Source organism: Nitrospiraceae bacterium (genome assembly GCA_020632595.1).
In the GTDB taxonomy this organism is placed as follows: domain Bacteria; phylum Nitrospirota; class Nitrospiria; order Nitrospirales; family UBA8639; genus Nitrospira_E.
This window is the reverse complement of the sequence record JACKFF010000004.1, coordinates 176952-193337: the sequence shown is the minus strand read 5'-3', so window position 1 is coordinate 193337 and position 16386 is coordinate 176952. Positions and strand designations below refer to the sequence as shown.

Below are 16386 nucleotides of genomic sequence, written 5' to 3'. Positions count from 1 at the left end.
AAGTGCCGGTGAGACACAGGTCTTCGCAAGGGAGGAATAAATAAAGGCCGGAACCGAAGGAAGCGACTTTCCCTGGGATTCCGACCTTAGTGTGAAGAATGAATGGAGGTGAAATTACTGACCGCTGACGATAAGCTTTTGTCCAACGTGAATGGTGTTATCCGTCAACTGATTCCAGGCTTTGAGATCGGCGATCGATACGCCGTACTCTTTGGAAATCCGGTAGAGGGTCTCGCCTTTCGCTACAATATGTGACCCTTCTCCATGACTTCCTATGGTATCACTTCCCATCGTATCCATACTCGGTGAATCCAGAGGAATGCTGTCCCCCAAATTCAAGTCCGAATCAAGTTTCGTCATATCTGAATCTTTAAAGTCAAGATCATTCAGGCCAAACTCAGAGATTGAAGGCTCGGAAAGTTTCAGATCATCTGATTTTCCCATCCCTCCCTCTCTTACACGCGAAAGTTCGTCATGGGAACGGTTCAATTGGTCGCGCAATGCTTCTAATTCGGCATTTAAATCTCGGTTTTGCGACTCCAATGATCCCAGTTGTCGTTGCGTGTCTTGATACTTCACATTTAATTCACCGGTTCGTTTTTCTTCCTGCGCTAACAGCCTTTGGAAATTTAACGCACGTGCCTTCTCGGCTTCAAACTTTTCCGTGCTGACACATCCGGTCAAGACTCCACTACAGACCAGTATGCCAGCTGCAATTTTCAGGTATCCAAAACAACTCGATAAGTGGGGATCTCCTTGACGTCCCCCGAACAATGGTTGCACCATATTACGCATTCCTCCTCTGAGGTTCATATGTATCCCTCCTTTAGGGACAATGGTCAATAACAAGAAGGCGAACATCTGCACCGTCTGGTCATCTTTTGCTACACAATAATTCGGAATAGGGATAATGTCAAACAACTATTTTGCATGCAAGCAGAAGTAACCGAACACCACGATTCATTGACCATAGAAAAATGGCTATGATAATTTCCTTTACAAGTTGCCTTCATCCTTTTCTATGACCTCTCCATTTTCACATTCTGCGGATCCTACGGTTATGCACATCGGGCAGGTTGCGCTTCGCCTGGCCCGTCCCCTTACGTACACGCAAGCCTGGATGGGCGATCAGGAAATTTTACGCCAGCTTCTCGCCTGTTGGTTTATCGTTGATGAAAAAGATGTGCCTTTATCACCGAGAATTATCGGTCAGCCGGGTGTAGGGAAGACCACACTCGCCATGGCGGCCACTCAGGAGCGGAAGCAGGAACTTTTCATTTACCAATGTACGGCGGATACCAGGCCAGAAGACCTTCTCGTCTCCCCGGTCATTTCTGAGGGAGGCACGATTACCTATCAAGCCTCTCCTTTAGTCACGGCTATGGTCACCGGCAATGTCTGTCTGCTCGATGAAGGCAACCGGATGAATGAAAAGAGTTGGGCCTCGCTTGCCTCCCTGCTTGATCATCGACGCTCGGTCGATTCGGTCGTGGCGGGTGTTCAAATTCATGCGCATGAGAATTTTCGGTGTTGTGTCACGATGAATGAGGATGCCTCAACCTATGAGGTGCCGGATTATATCCTATCTCGCCTTCAACCGACATTGAAGGTGGAATTTCCTAACAAGGAACATGAATTGGCCATTTTGCGGTATCACCTTCCGTTTGCATCTGCGGAATTAATAACACTCACCGTGAATTTTCTTCAAAAAGCGCATCAGCTGGATCTCCCGTTCTCCATTCGGGACGGGATGCACATGGTGCAATATGCGATGAAACGGATGGCCCAAGACCCTCACCATCCCGTGGCCCGTGATCCGGCTTGGCGTGAAGCCCTGATCAATGTTTTGGGAGAAGAAGCAGAAGATCTTGATGTGTTGGCAAAACGCCGGTCACAGACATTGCACGGGCATGCTCTCCCTAAAGGATTGGGGGATTTCTTCTTTGAAGAGGATCATCCCCTGCATCCCGACCAGTAGGCCTTCAGACCTGTAACCCTTGGTGACCCTGATGCACAGCCCGTCCTCTAATTCTTGAGTCGGAAAGCCTCACAGCTTTTCCTGCAGGACGCAACATGACTCTCTCCTCGTTGACCCCCGATACGATCTTTGCTCTCTCTTCCAATATTCATGTCCTGCCGGTCGTGCATGGAAGTGGAGATATGGCTCATGTCGTCCGCGAGATTATTGTGTCCCGCCACATTGATTGTGTGGTCCTTCCTCTACCACCATCGGTGCAATTCCTCCTAGAAAAAGGGATCGACCAGTTGCCTGTCATCAGTCTGGTGGTTCTTCCAGAACAGCATGACGATGGAGCCTCGAGCTGCTCTTATGTGCCGATTGATCCCTGCCAACCGGTGATCATGGGGATTCGAGCAGCCATGTCGGAAATGATCCCCCGAGCCTATATCGATCGTGAAGTCCGACGCTATCATCCCGTCTCCTGGGTCGGGCCTGATCCCTATACCTTAAAGGCTGTGCCGTTGGCAGCCTTCTCTGCGGCCACCACACCTTTTTTGCCGCCACCTCAAGACCCATCTTCTCGTTGGGAACGCATCCGTTGGATGGCCTTTCGACTTCATGAACTCGAACTGGACTTTTCGTCCATTCTTTTTCTCTGCCCCATGACGGATTGGCCCTGGTTGCGTCAGGCCTATCGCGAGCGGATGCCGTATATTTCACCCGAGCAGAACATAAGTCTTCCCGAGTGGTGGAAGGTCGAACCGTCTTCCCTTTACTTTGCGTTGAGCGAATTACCCTATGTTACCCATCTCTATGAGCAAAGACGGGAAGAAGCCCGTGCCGATACGCATTTGGCTATTGATGGCATTAAAGAACTCGTTCTAGAAGCACGGGCCCGCTGGCTGACATCTCGTTCCACGGCTATCGCGCACGAAACTAATTGGGTCACCCCACAATTATTGCAACGCTATTTTCAATATGTACGGAACTTGACACTTCTCGAGCATCGGCTTAAACCGGATTTGTATACCTTGGTTCTGGCTGCCAAGCAAATGGCTGGAGATGAATTTGCCTTGAGGTTATTGGAAACCGCCAAAACCTATGACTACCAAACTCAACCATCCGTATTGGATACCAGGCCTAGTGTGTTGATGGGAATTGGCGAGCTTCAAGACCCTGGGGGCACTATTCTTCCGGCTGTGAATCGGCTGCAAGGAGATCCTTTGGTTTGGCGCCGTGTTACCCTCCGGCCTGACCCCACAAGACCCAAAACACAGGCTTGGGCCCAACAATGGAATCCTTACCGCCAGTGTTCCTGGCCTCCTGAAGATCAGCGCATTGAATCCTTTGCGGCGCATGTTCGACAGCATAGTCGACAGGTCTTAGGGGCAGATTTAGGCAGGGTTGAACGATTCACCAACTCGCTGGAAGATGGAATTGATCTCCGGGCGACCTTGCGCCAGTGGGCTATTACCCCACAACGATCCGCGCGCGATATTCATGTTAAAGTAGTCCCTCCCGTGCGAGGAATCATTGAATCGTTGGTTTTTTTCTTTGAGGTGCCGGCTGATCCCCAGAAGTTTTCCTGGCAAACGACCTGGTATGCCGAACATCAAGAAGAGTCCACTCTCAGTTTTTACGCGACCCCCTTTTCGCCGAACATGGTCGGACCAGGAATCGGACAAGCATGTTATGGAGGCGCGCTTTTTCTGTATCCGCCTCGCCTTATTCCTGATATATGGGAAAATCCCCTATTCGATTTTGCGACTTCGCTCGAAGAACGATTGCTTGCCGGAGCCTGCGCCCATTCACAAGAACCTGTTGTGGCTGTCGTCTCTCCGGTTCCGCTGACTTGGGCCTGGCGAAAGATGGCCCGTCGCTTCGGCCGGAAGCTCCTGCCCATTCCCTTGCATCGGTTTTCAGGGCAAACCATTGCTCGTCTGCGGCAATTTCATGTGTTGAATGGGCACGAAATCCGAAGTTATGCAGCCAAATTTATTCGAGAATAATCCTGATGAGACCGGAGTAGAGGATTCTTCCAAGCCTCCTCAATCTCGTGCTGTGCCATCCGCAAAGGTTCAACTGAAGCTTGAAAAATTAAAGCACGCCATCCGTCGACATGATGAATTGTATTATGTTCGAAGCCGACCGGAAATCTCTGATGCGGAATATGACCAACTTTTTCGAGAACTTCAAGACTTAGAGAGCCAATACCCTGACCTCAGGACCCCAGATTCGCCAACCCAGCGGGTCGGGGGTGCGCCACTGGCCCAATTCAATAAAATTACACACGAATTCCCTCTTCTTAGCTTGGATTCGGAAATGGATGAAGCGCGTGTATTGGCCTTTGATCAGCGGGTTTGCCGGGAGTTAGATGTGCGACAGCCGAGCTATTCGGCCGAACCCAAATACGATGGATTATCTGTTGCCCTCACTTACGACCATGGCGTATTTGTGCGAGGGGCTACGAGAGGAAATGGGGCAATAGGGGAGGACGTGACACACAATCTTCGTACCATACGTGCTCTGCCATTACAGTTGAAGGAAGGCGGAACTGTTCCCTCCCATGTGGTGGTGCGGGGTGAGGTGTTTATGAAGCTCCAGGATTTTCACATCTTGAATCGGCGCTTAACCGAACAAGGTGAAGAACCCTTTGCCAATCCGCGCAATGCGGCATCCGGAACCTTACGCCAATTGGATCCGGCGATCACCGCAACCCGCCCACTCACCATCACCTGCTATGATTTCATGAGTTCGGGGCCAAGGAGACCCAGCACCCATTTTGAAGCGGTCACGTGTCTGGAGGCCTGGGGATTGCCCATCCCTCAATTTCGCCGTCACTGCCATTCCATCCGGGAAGCTCTGGAATTTCATCGTGAAATGTTTGAACAACGGGATGTTTTGCCGTTCGAAATTGACGGCATCGTCATCAAAATTGACCGGTTCGATTGGCAAAAGGCGCTTGGCGAAAAGTCCCGCAGCCCCCGATGGGCCATTGCTTTCAAATTTCCTCCAAGAAAGGAACTGACTAAAGTTCAGGAGATTGCCATGTCGGTTGGTCGGACCGGGGCCCTCACGCCCATTGCCCTATTGGATCCGGTGGAAATCGGTGGTGTGACGGTGAGTCGGGCCTCATTGCATAACGTGGAGGAAGTCGCCCGTAAAGATGTAAGGGTGGGTGATACCGTAAAAGTCGAACGGGCAGGGGACGTTATTCCCGATGTGGTGGAACGAGTGCCCGTGCCGGATGAAGTGCGTGGGGCTCCTTTTCAGCCACCAACAACCTGTCCCGTTTGTCAGTCTCATACCATTCAGGAAGGTCCCATTCTGTATTGTACTGGCCAAACGGTATGTTCCGCCCAACTCAAGGGATCCCTGGAACATTTTGCATCAAAAGGTGCCTTGAATATCGAAGGGCTTGGGAAAAAAACTGTCGCACAGCTGGTTGACAAAGGCTTCGTCAAGGATTTGTCCGATCTGTATACATTAGATGTTGACGACCTTCTTCAATTAGAAGGTTTTGCAGACAAATCCGCGAGGCAGCTTTTGGGAGAAATCGAAAGGAGCAAGGAGGTTCCCTTTGTGCGCCTGTTGATTGGCCTTGGCATACGTCATGTGGGGGCTCATATCGCCAGAGTTTTGGTGCAAAATTTTGGTTCACTCGACAATTTGAAGAAGGCTACCCAAGAGGAACTTTTGCAAATCCGTGACATCGGCCCAGAGATTGCTGCGAGCGTGACACATTTTTTTAAAGAATCCCGTAATTTGAAGGTTTGGCAACACATGGAGTCGTTGGGAGTTCGGGTTCAACAGGAAGCAAATATGTCAGAGCCGCATGTTCAACCCCTAAGGGGGAAGATTTTTGTGCTTACCGGAACGTTGAACGGTTATTCCCGTCAGGAGGCAAAACACAAAATCGAAGAGTTAGGTGGACGTGTCACTTCCAGCATCAGTAAACAGACAGATTATCTTATAGCCGGCGAAGACCCCGGCTCTAAATATGACAAGGCAGCCACACTAGGAGTTCGAATTTTAGATGAAAATGCATTCAGCTTATTAATTCAATCCGGGAACACTTTACCCTCATCATCCAACGAGTAAAGTTTCTATCGAATAATCGATAGGCTTGACTATGAAACAGAGTGGGTTGCAAGAAAAGCATAGATCAATTGTTTCGCTGGGATTGAGGAAAGGTGACGTTGGTAAATTGTACCGGCAGGTTACATTACATTATACAACCGGAAAGTTTGTGTTAGGATTCCGAAGACACCGTAGATGGTTCGGTGGGAGGCGTTTCGGGAACAGGTTCTTCCTTGATGATCTGGACACCCTTGATAGAGCGTTCATCTGCTTCTTGGACAATTAAAAGACAATTGTCCGTTTGAACCTTCTCACCGACAGCAGGAATATGGCCTAATTCTTCGAGGATAAGTCCGCTGATTGTATTTTGCTCTTCGTCGAGTTCGACCTTAAGAAATTCATTGATGCGGCGGACCTCGGTTCTCCCATCTACTAATATTTGATTTTTCCCCGTCCGGCGAATCCATTCTTCACTCAGGTCGCCTTCATCCAGAATCTCGCCTACCACTTCTTCCAGCAGATCTTCGACGGTAATTAAACCCATCACTCCCCCAAATTCATTGACCACAATCGCAATATGTCGTTTTTCCTGTTGGAATTGCCGTAATAAATCATCGGCCGTTTTGGTTGAGGGGATAAATAATGCGGGTTTGGCAAATGATTTGAGGGTGAGGTTTGTATGACTTTGAGCCAGTTCCATCAAGGCATGATTGCGATAGAGAATGGCGGTGATATTGTCCGGGTTTCCTTCGTAAATGGGAATTCGTGAATATTTTGCTTTAAATAATTCTTCCCGTGTTTCTCCAAGTGTTTGATTGCCATCGAGGGCGAACATATATATCCTTGGCGTCATCGCATCTTCAGCCGTCACGTCATTGAAATCAAATACGTTTTTAATCATTTTCACTTCATCGGTTTCCAGTACACCCGCTTTTCCTCCGGCATCAAGCATGATCTTGAGTTCTTCTTCCGTGATAAACGGAACGGTTAATCCCCGACCCCCTGTGAGTTTTAAAATAAACGGTTCTAAAAAATAGAGAAAAGGAAAAAATAATTGTTCGAGAAGATATATGGGGTATGCCAGTAATTGTACGGCCGTTTCAGAATATTTGGCACAAAGCGTTTTAGGGACGATTTCACCGAATAACAGGACCATAAAGGTTAAGAGACCCGTAGCGACGGCCACGGCCTCAGATCCAAACAAGCGGATGGCAATCAAGGTTGCCATGGAGGCCGCCATGATATTGACCAAATTATTGCCAATCAGAATTGTCGAGAGAAGGCGTTGTGGATTGGACCGTAATTTGAGGGCCAGTTTTGCCCCTTTATGACCTTCATCGGACAGTGCTTTCAGCCGGGTTTCCGTTATTGAAAAAAATGCGATCTCGGCTCCGGAGAAAAAAGCGGAAAGTCCTAGACAAATAAGGACGGCGATAAAATCCATAGAGGGCTTAACGAGCTCCGACGTGACAAAGATATGTCGTTACAGCAAGGTGAGCTGCAAGATCTGGTAGTCTGGTCTTGTAGGAAGTAGGTATCAGAAGAGTTTGAGAGGGATTCATAATAAGGCCAAAAGTCTCATTGTTTATGAGAGGTTTTGAGCCCTCAATGCTTGATTGGGTCCAAAGTACCATAGGGTATTGGTTTAAGGCAATTATACGTGATGAATTCTCAGATTAGCTCTTTTATTTCAGTCAGTTACCTTGTATCAGAAGAGAGTCAAGATCGAATTGTTTTTCTAGTTCTATGGCCACAATTTTGGCCTTTTCCTGAGAGGGAAATGTCCCAATCTGGACACGGTGCCATTGTCCGGATGGAAGGTCCACGGTAGTCAATCGAATATTGGGATAGTGGTCGGCCAGTTGTTCATGCAAGGCGACCGCTTGGGTTAAGGTCGTGAAAGAGCCTACCTGCACCCAAAAACTATCAGATCCTTCCTTCGACATATAGCCTGAACTGGCGTTTGTCGATTCGAGGATCGTTAAGCTGACGTTTTCCGTTCCTCTTCCAATCATGGCCAACTCCCGGGCAGCTCCATAGGACAGATCAATGATTCGACCCCGAATAAAAGGACCACGATCATTAATGCGAACGGTCACGGATTTCCCGGTATCGAGACTTTGGACGAGGACTCGTGTGCCGAAGGGTAGCGTAGGATGTGCGGCCGTGAGTGCCCACATGTCATAGGGTTCACCGTTGGCAGTCGGATTACCATGAAAACTTGGGCCATACCAGGAAGCCACTCCCCGTTGAAACGTGTCCGAGATCCTCGGCTGGGTTCGGGATTGGCCACCTGCACATCCAGCCATGAGCAGGACAGTCAGGATAAGACAAATCCTTTTGACTGGAATGCCACTATTCATGACATGCTTCCCTCTCTTGAGAGTAAAGGGGAGGTGCCTTTGCGAGTTGGATGATTTGGAAAGCGTATGAGTCCCACGGACTCACCAGTTAGCCGTGGATGCCTAGGGAGCCTGGTCCATCGTTCGGCGGTCGACAAAGCGGTAGCTCTGTCGATTGAACACCGGATATACTGAAAAAATCGGTGTTCCACAGGGTACAACTGCACTGTCAATGCCACGGCTTAGTTGAAGATGGAGATTTATGAAATTAAAACTCAAGCCTTCTTGCCATGGTTGAGATAAATTGTGCACATATGATTCAACTTTATCGGAAGCGTACGTTCTGGTCATGAGGCCCGCTCCCCCTTGCAATCCATAATCGGGTAAATCCGGCGCACCTTGAATGAGGAGTGAAACCATAGAGGCATCGAACCACACCTTGATGTTACAACTGACCTGAATAAATGGCCCCAAACTACCGGTGTGCTCTAAGACGGCCATAGGGTAGACCAATTCCGGTGGGAGAGAGGGATCGCTTTCAGAGGCTTGGGTGATAAACTCTGGGTCCTTGATGCCCGATACAGAGAAAAAGATAAGATTCGGATCGCGGAGATCCACATCCAGCACTTGGCCGTCATGGTAACTGCATAATTTCCCCATCTCATAGCGTAAAGGAAATGAATAGCCCATTTTTCCATAGAAAATTCGAATTCCAGCTTCCAACGGATCTTCCGGGCTTCGACTGATTTTTAAGTCAAAAGGTAAAACAATATGAAAAGCATTGGTCCGGGCATTGATAAATGGAGCGCAGGCACCGGGAAATTCCTTATGAATCGCCAGATTGTCCGGTTCAAACTTTTTTGCGGCTCCACCAAAATGCTGGGCAGTTTTTGCCTCTTTGGTTAATCGATATTTTTCTTGATAATAGGCTGAGGCCCGTTTTTGTGCGGTTTCGAGAAAATATTCAGGGATATCGGTTTCGACAATTAAGCTTTGTCGATCTGGAGATTGTGATCTGGCAACCTTCATCGCTTCACTGTAACGATGGAGATCACTCTGGGTTTTTTTGATTAAATGCTCAAGGTCCCGCCCTAATTCAGGATCGTGGTAGCGTGTTTGCGGTAGAAGTTGGTAGGCTTTTTGCAATAATTCTAATTTTATGGTGTAACGTTTGGGTTCGGCAGAGAAGACCGTCGCTATGGCCATCAACAAATTAAACTGTTCCTCAGGAAGGAGGGATAATTTGTTCAGGTCGTTCTCCTTGACAAAAGCTAAACCTAAGGGACCAAAGGCTTCCTCCTGGCGTAAATGGAGGGTCAGGAGATAGTTGAGATAAGCGCGAGCGTCTTCTTGAGTCATATGAATCCTTATTTTACGGGAGGGCATTCTAAGATAAGTTCGTCACTTGAGCAAGGCATCGTATGAATTTCCATGCAATTTTTGTGGAATCCTGGTTGCTTTGATGACTAGAAGAATTATCAAATTCGAACCGGCGAGAAAACAGGGTTTTGGGAGGAAAGGATTCATTATGCACTATGCCTTTTTGCTAAAAACCAGAGGTGCCGCCTCTATGCTGGGAATGGGATGGATCATGGCCTGTCTGTTCCTGGGAAGCGGAGCGGCATTTGTTTCGGCAGAAGATACAGCTGGCAGGAAAACAGGATCGGTTGCAGCTACAGCAGACGAATTTTCCACCGAGAGTCTGAATAAACAAATTACCGATTTAGAAATACAGATTCAGAAACTTCGGGATCAAAGCATCGAGCTTCAAGAAAAAACCCGAGCCAAACTTCAAGCTCAACTCGACAACTTCAAGAAGCAACAAGATACCCTTATTCCTCGTATTGAGCAACTTCGTGACAATAGTGAAACCGCTTGGCAGGACATCAAGGAAAATATTCAAAAAGCCATTGAAGACCTCAAACTTTCCGTTGATTCTATGAAAAAATAACGTTGCGCCGGCCTCTCGGGTAGCTTTCAGGTTTGCAGTTGGTTACTTGCCAGGGCTTCCTCGCTTTTATATCCTTCCAGTAAAATTTCCTTAATCACCCGTTTTCTTGAAAATCTCAGCGCTAAATCCAAGGCATGCATCCAATGGAATGTCTTTTTGATCTGACGCGCTACAATAAAAGGTGTCTGGCATGCTTCAACACACAGAACAGGTCTTGGAATGGCCTGTTTTAATCGATTGTCTTGCCAATGAAGCCGCCTCCACGATGGGGGCTGCTTGCTGTCGTGCGCTCGTCTTTGCAGCTGACCTTCAAACTGCCCGTATTCATCAACAAGAAACCACAGAAATGGTTGAAATCCTCGAAGGCAGTCATCCTCTGCCTTCCATGGTGTTTCCCGATATCAGAAATGTGCTGGCACGGGCTGAAAAAGAAGGAGTTCTGGAAGGTACGGACCTTCGAGATATTGCTTTGGTTGTAGGCCTGGGTTATACGATCAGACACCATCTTGAGATTTATGGCTCCTCATTTCCGATGATCAGAGCCCGTTGTCAAAAACTTCAAGATCTGCTGTGGATCAAACAAGTGATTGATTCATGCATTGATCTCAACGGCCATTTGCGAGAATCCGCGAGCCCTGAGCTTTATCAATTGACACAGAAACGTCAGGGGCTTCGTCAAACCATGCGTCGACAGTTGGAAGGGATGTTGGCTTCTCAAGAATATGAGGATCTTCTTCAAGGACAATACTTTGCTGAGCGTGAGAATCGATACGTGATTCCGATTAAAGCCGAACGACAACACGCAATTGATGGGATTGTCCATGACATTTCCGGTAGTGGAGCCACGGTGTTTATTGAACCCCGTCATCTCATCGAATTGAATAATTCCATAAAATTTGCCGACTTACAGGTGGCTCAAGAAGAACGGCATATACTGCAAGATTTGTCCAGTCGTGTCGCAGAACATGTTTGGGCCATTCGTGAAAATTTGTCCTGTTTGGCCGATTTCGATTGCCTCATGGCCAAAGCACGTTTAAGCATTAAAACGCATGGCTCACCCATTAATCTAAACCAAGATCATTGTATTGATCTGCAACAAGCCAGGCATCCACTTCTGGCGTTGACTAAGGAACACGTCATACCCAATTCCATTCGTATTGAGGGCGATACCACAGTTCTCATCATTTCTGGACCTAATGCGGGTGGGAAGACCGTGTCATTGAAACTGGTGGGATTATTCGCGATGATGGTGAAAGTTGGGCTCCACCCGACTTGTGGCCCCGATTCTAGGATGGCACTGTTTGGACAGGTGTATGCGGATATCGGGGATTCTCAAGATCTCAGCAAAGATGTATCCAGCTTTTCAGGCCATATTCTCAATATGATCGCCTTATTGAAAAATATCGGATCGCTAGCGAAACCAGCCAACAGGGACGTCCTTGTACTCCTGGATGAAGTCGGAAGCTCGACGGATCCTATTGAGGGCGCCGCGTTAGCTGAAGCCCTCTTAACCCGTCTTTGCGAATTCGGGTGTACGATTATCGCGACCACTCATTATCCCACCTTGAAAACCCTTGCTTTTCGAAATCCTCATGTTAGAAATGCCAGTCAGGAATTCGATGTGGTTACTCTCGCTCCAACATACCGGCTCATAGACGGAATTCCCGGGGGGTCTTCAGCCTTAGCGATTGCGGAACGATTGGGGTTGGATTCTACAATCATTCAATCAGCCCAAGTTTTGATACAAAGACACGACTGCGATCTTGATGTCATCTTCCGTGCTCTGCAGGAAACACAGACTCGATTAGAACGTGAATGTGAACAGGCCCAACACCTTCGTCAAGAAGCACAACACTTGTTTGAAGAGGCGGAAGTCACTCGCAACCAATTGCAGGCGCAGGAACGAGTAGACCGGCAACGATATCGTAAGCAGTGGCAACAAGAATTTTCCAAAGCACAACGGCAACTTAATCAAATCATCAATGACTTAAAAACGGAAAAAACACTTTCGAAGGTTCGTTCTACCCGGCAAACTATTGGTTCGGTGAATCAAGAAATACTCTCCCGCCTTCCCAATAATTCTCTGGAATCATCTGAGCCTCCACACGAAGGAGACCTTGTGGAAATTGACCCATTGGGGACGATAGGGATTTTACAGGAAAGTCTTGAAGGGAAAAAGCAGGTTTCCATTCGTGTGGGTACCCAGACGATTAAAACCGCCCCTTCAGCTGTACGTCGAGCAACAGCTTCTTTCGGCAATAAATCCCTGTCAGGGCCACAGCAATTGAGTCGGAAACGATCTCTCTACACCATTTCCACTGAGACGAATCCCCCAAGCTCTCATCAGGCACCCGGGCAATATCCACAGGAATTGAATGTTCGTGGGTTTCGGCTGGACGATGCGATGGAGATGACGCTGGCGGCCCTAGACCATGCTCTGATCAACCAAGCCAAATACCTTAAAGTCATCCATGGCCAGGGTTCTGGCGCACTCAAAATAGGAATTCGAAATTTTTGTCAATCCTCTCCCTATATTCAAAGCTTTCGACCCGGTGATCCAGCCGAGGGAGGAGACGGTGTGACCATAATCGAATTACGATAAAGGAATATGTGGAGCGTGATTATCGAGTCCAATCTGTACATTTCGGATAAAGCCCTCATGCTTAGGGCGACGCAAGGGGCTTCCTATCGTGAGCGATTGAAATTCATCTTTGGTCAGTTTCGCCAATTCAGGTAATCGGGGATGTAATGTCCATGGAGATGGTTGGAATCCTGGTTCCGTAGTAGCTTTTGCATTCACATTAAAAGGACAAATGTCCAAACAATCGTCACAGCCAAAAATCCTATTGCCTGTTTTTTTTCTCAGTTCGGCTGGCAGGTCATCTGCACTACCACGGTATTCAATCGTCAAATACGAGATGCATCGTTCCGCATCAAGGAGATAGGGTTCCACGATGGCGCCGGTGGGACAAGCCTGAATACAGAGCGAGCAGGTTCCACATAAATCCATGGCGGGTTCATCACTATCCAACTGCAAGGTCGTTAGTATTTCTCCGAGCAATAACCAAGACCCAAACTCGGTGGAAACAATATTGGTATGTTTGCCGATCCAGCCAATTCCGGCCTCCTGGGCCCACGGTTTTTCCATGATGGGCCCGGTATCCACATAACTCCGCGTCTGAATATCCGGTACGTGTGAATGAAGAAAATTTTCTAACTGTCTTAGCCGATCCTTCATGAACCCGTGATAGTCCTTTCCCCAGGCATATCGGGCAATTCGTCCAGCCGCATTTGACTCATCCGGAGTGTGATCGGTGTAATAATTCATCCCCACGACTATCAGGGATTGACAGCCTGGAAGGACTTCTTCTGGGTTGGATCGGCGTTTCGGATCCTTGGCCATCCATTCCATAGTTCCATGAAAGCCCAAGTCCAGCCATTTCTTCAGCCTTTCCCACAATCGCAAAGTAATCGATTCCTCTGCATGGGAAATCGTGTTTTGAGCCGGACTGAAGGGCATGGTGGGTAAAGGCGGTGGCAGGCGAGTAATCCCAACAGCATCAAAGCCTAGTCGGCGGGCCTCTTCCTTGATTTTATTTGCCAGGATCAACCGAGGAGGCATGAGTATTACTCCTCAGGGTAAATTGGAGAATTACTTTTGGCCAGGGGTTCCTGGATTAGCAGGAGGAACAAGGTTCGCACAATTAAACATCACGATAAATCTTCCTGTACATTGCTCAGTGGTGCAAGCTTGGCATGATCCGAGAATGGAAGTTTTCCAGTCAGTTTGTTTTTCATCAAATTGACAAGAAGTTCCCCCTCCCTTGGAAATATCAATCCACGGTTCGGGGTATCCAGGAAACTGGGCGACAGTACAGCCATTGGGAATTGGAACTCGACATTCAGCCTTGGCCTCGCCTTTTACCATACCAATGGTACAATTCGCTTCTGTTCGTGACTGGGAATTGGCTGCTTCCCCCTTATAGGTAGGTCCAAGTATGCCGATTGCGGTTAGGAGAAAAAACACAATTGCCCACATCAATAGCCGACCGGTTTTTGTGTGAGCAATTATTACTTTGATTGTGTTGGAGTAAAAATTCATAGTTAGCTTATTCTGCAGCAAAAGATGAGCATTGGTGTAGGAATACAATAGAAAGATTTCATAAAGATGGACTTCTTTATACCACATCACTCAAACAATCTGTCAAAAAACCCGTCTCCTTATGCAGGGGAGCTATCAATTAACTGATCCGTAGGATGACTTAGTTATATGAAGTTTACTGTCTGATCGGCGAAAGAATTAAAGGTTCAGAAATAAAAAACCCCCTGGAGGATTTAATCCTCCAGGGGGTTTTCTTATATTCGTGAGTCGGATTTTAGAATCCGCCCATGCCGCCCATACCGCCCATGCCGTGGTCATGGCCCCCAGGCATTCCAGCACCTTCTGCCTTTGCTTCTGGGATTTCTGTAACCATGACTTCTGTGGTGAGCATGAGCCCTGCTACGCTGGCAGCGTTTTGCAACGCACAACGTGCGACCTTGGTCGGATCAATCACACCGGCCTCAACCATATCCACAAATTCTCCGGTACCTGCATTGTATCCTCGGTTTGTGGTTTCACCTCGAACCTTTTCCACGATAATGGAGCCTTCTGCGCCTGCATTGATGGAAATTTGTCGAATAGGTTCTTCCAGGGAGCGCTTGACGATATTTACGCCGACTTGTTGATCGTGGTCTAATTTCATCTTTTCCAAAGCCGGTACACAACGAAGGAGAGCCACGCCTCCGCCAGGAACAATACCTTCCTCTACTGCGGCTTTTGTCGCATGAAGGGCATCTTCCACACGAGCTTTCTTTTCCTTCATTTCTGTTTCCGTTGCGGCGCCTACATTGATTACGGCCACGCCACCAACCATTTTCGCCAATCGCTCTTGCAATTTTTCCCGATCATAATCGGATGTGGTCTCCTCAACCTGTGTTTTAATTTGCTTCACGCGACCTTCAATCCGTTTGGGATCTCCAGCCCCTTCCACGATCGTGGTATTGTCCTTGTCAATGTTTACCCGTTTGGCCCGACCGAGGTCCGTCAGTTTCACGCTTTCGAGTTTGAGTCCCACTTCCTCGGAGATCACTTGCCCGCCCGTCAGGGTGGCAATATCCTCCAACATGGCCTTTCGTCTATCACCAAAGCCAGGAGCCTTAACTGCTGCCACATTTAACGTGCCACGAAGTTTGTTGACCACCAATGTTGCCAGGGCTTCGCCTTCGACATCTTCAGCAATAATGACTAACGGTTTCCCCATTTTCGCAACTTGCTCCAGAATAGGGAGCAAGTCTTTCATGGCGCTAATTTTCTTTTCAACAATGAGTAAGAACGCGTCTTCCAATGAAGCTTCCATGCGATCGGCATTGGTTACGAAATAGGGAGAGATATACCCGCGATCAAACTGCATTCCCTCGACTACATCCAAGGAGGTCGACATGGATTTGGCTTCTTCTACGGTGATGACGCCATCTTTCCCCACTTTATCCATTGCCTCGGCGATCAGGTCACCAATGGTGTGATCATTATTGGCGGAGATTGAACCAATTTGAGAAATTTCCTTTTTTGTCTGGCAAGGCTTGCTGAACTTTTTCAATTCTTCAATCGCAACTTCAACGGCTTTATCAATTCCCCGTTTGATCTCCATTGGATTGGCGCCTGCCGTGATATTTTTGACCCCTTCACGATAAATGGCCTGTGCCAATACCGTCGCAGTGGTGGTTCCATCACCAGCGGTATCACTCGTTTTACTTGCCACTTCCCGAACAAGCTGGGCGCCCATGTTTTCGTACGGATTCTTTAACTCGATTTCCTTGGCTACCGTCACGCCGTCTTTGGTGATGGTTGGGGCACCAAATTTCTTGTCGAGAATCGCATTCCGGCCTTTTGGCCCTAATGTCGCTTTCACCGCATCTGCCAATTGATTCACTCCGCTCAATATAGACGCACGTGCCTTTTCACTGTATTGCAACTGCTTAGCCATACATATCCTCCTTTAAAAAAATACTTT

The 16386-nt window shown here is 48.0% G+C and carries 12 protein-coding genes; 5 read left to right on the top strand and 7 right to left on the bottom strand.

Annotated features, from left to right (window positions below):
- Positions 1-114 precede the first annotated feature (114 nt).
- Complete coding sequence (locus H6750_10010; protein ID MCB9774642.1) at positions 115-861, bottom strand: LysM peptidoglycan-binding domain-containing protein; 747 nt, start codon at positions 859-861, stop codon at positions 115-117.
- 160 nt (positions 862-1021) lie between these two features.
- On the opposite strand from H6750_10010, the gene H6750_10005 reads away from it, so the two are divergent.
- The 3 genes from H6750_10005 to ligA all read left to right on the top strand — a co-directional run bounded on the left by H6750_10005 (position 1022) and on the right by ligA (position 6061).
- Positions 1022-1978: an AAA family ATPase gene (locus tag H6750_10005; GenBank protein ID MCB9774641.1), complete on the top strand. Its 957-nt coding sequence runs from the start codon at positions 1022-1024 to the stop codon at positions 1976-1978.
- Between the two features lie 95 nt (positions 1979-2073).
- Positions 2074-3969 (top strand): hypothetical protein, encoded by a 1896-nt coding sequence (locus H6750_10000; GenBank protein MCB9774640.1) that lies wholly within the window; start codon positions 2074-2076, stop codon positions 3967-3969.
- Positions 3944-6061: an NAD-dependent DNA ligase LigA gene (gene ligA / locus H6750_09995; protein MCB9774639.1), complete on the top strand. Its 2118-nt coding sequence runs from the start codon at positions 3944-3946 to the stop codon at positions 6059-6061. The genes H6750_10000 and ligA overlap by 26 nt, the downstream gene beginning before the upstream one ends.
- Positions 6062-6212: 151 nt before the next feature.
- On the opposite strand, the gene H6750_09990 is transcribed toward ligA, so the two are convergent.
- The 3 genes from H6750_09990 to H6750_09980 all read right to left on the bottom strand — a co-directional run bounded on the left by H6750_09990 (position 6213) and on the right by H6750_09980 (position 9741).
- Positions 6213-7484, bottom strand: coding sequence for an HlyC/CorC family transporter (locus tag H6750_09990; protein ID MCB9774638.1), 1272 nt, complete (start codon positions 7482-7484; stop codon positions 6213-6215).
- Positions 7485-7734: 250 nt separating this feature from the next.
- Positions 7735-8403 (bottom strand): septal ring lytic transglycosylase RlpA family protein, encoded by a 669-nt coding sequence (locus tag H6750_09985; protein MCB9774637.1) that lies wholly within the window; start codon positions 8401-8403, stop codon positions 7735-7737.
- A 102-nt stretch (positions 8404-8505) separates the two neighbouring features.
- On the bottom strand, positions 8506-9741 hold the full coding sequence (locus H6750_09980; GenBank protein ID MCB9774636.1) for a hypothetical protein: 1236 nt from the start codon (positions 9739-9741) through the stop codon (positions 8506-8508).
- A gap of 169 nt (positions 9742-9910) precedes the next feature.
- On the opposite strand from H6750_09980, the gene H6750_09975 reads away from it, so the two are divergent.
- A complete protein-coding gene (locus H6750_09975; GenBank protein MCB9774635.1) occupies positions 9911-10333 on the top strand; it encodes a hypothetical protein in 423 nt (140 codons plus the stop codon).
- A 190-nt stretch (positions 10334-10523) separates the two neighbouring features.
- On the top strand, positions 10524-12935 hold the full coding sequence (locus H6750_09970; GenBank protein MCB9774634.1) for a Smr/MutS family protein: 2412 nt from the start codon (positions 10524-10526) through the stop codon (positions 12933-12935).
- Here the strand turns inward: H6750_09970 and queG are convergent.
- The 3 genes from queG to groL all read right to left on the bottom strand — a co-directional run bounded on the left by queG (position 12927) and on the right by groL (position 16359).
- On the bottom strand, positions 12927-13955 hold the full coding sequence (gene queG / locus H6750_09965; protein ID MCB9774633.1) for a tRNA epoxyqueuosine(34) reductase QueG: 1029 nt from the start codon (positions 13953-13955) through the stop codon (positions 12927-12929). The genes H6750_09970 and queG overlap by 9 nt on opposite strands.
- 30 nt (positions 13956-13985) lie before the next feature.
- Positions 13986-14525, bottom strand: coding sequence for a hypothetical protein (locus H6750_09960; protein ID MCB9774632.1), 540 nt, complete (start codon positions 14523-14525; stop codon positions 13986-13988).
- Between the two features lie 184 nt (positions 14526-14709).
- Positions 14710-16359 (bottom strand): chaperonin GroEL, encoded by a 1650-nt coding sequence (groL, locus tag H6750_09955; GenBank protein ID MCB9774631.1) that lies wholly within the window; start codon positions 16357-16359, stop codon positions 14710-14712.
- Positions 16360-16386 lie beyond the last annotated feature (27 nt).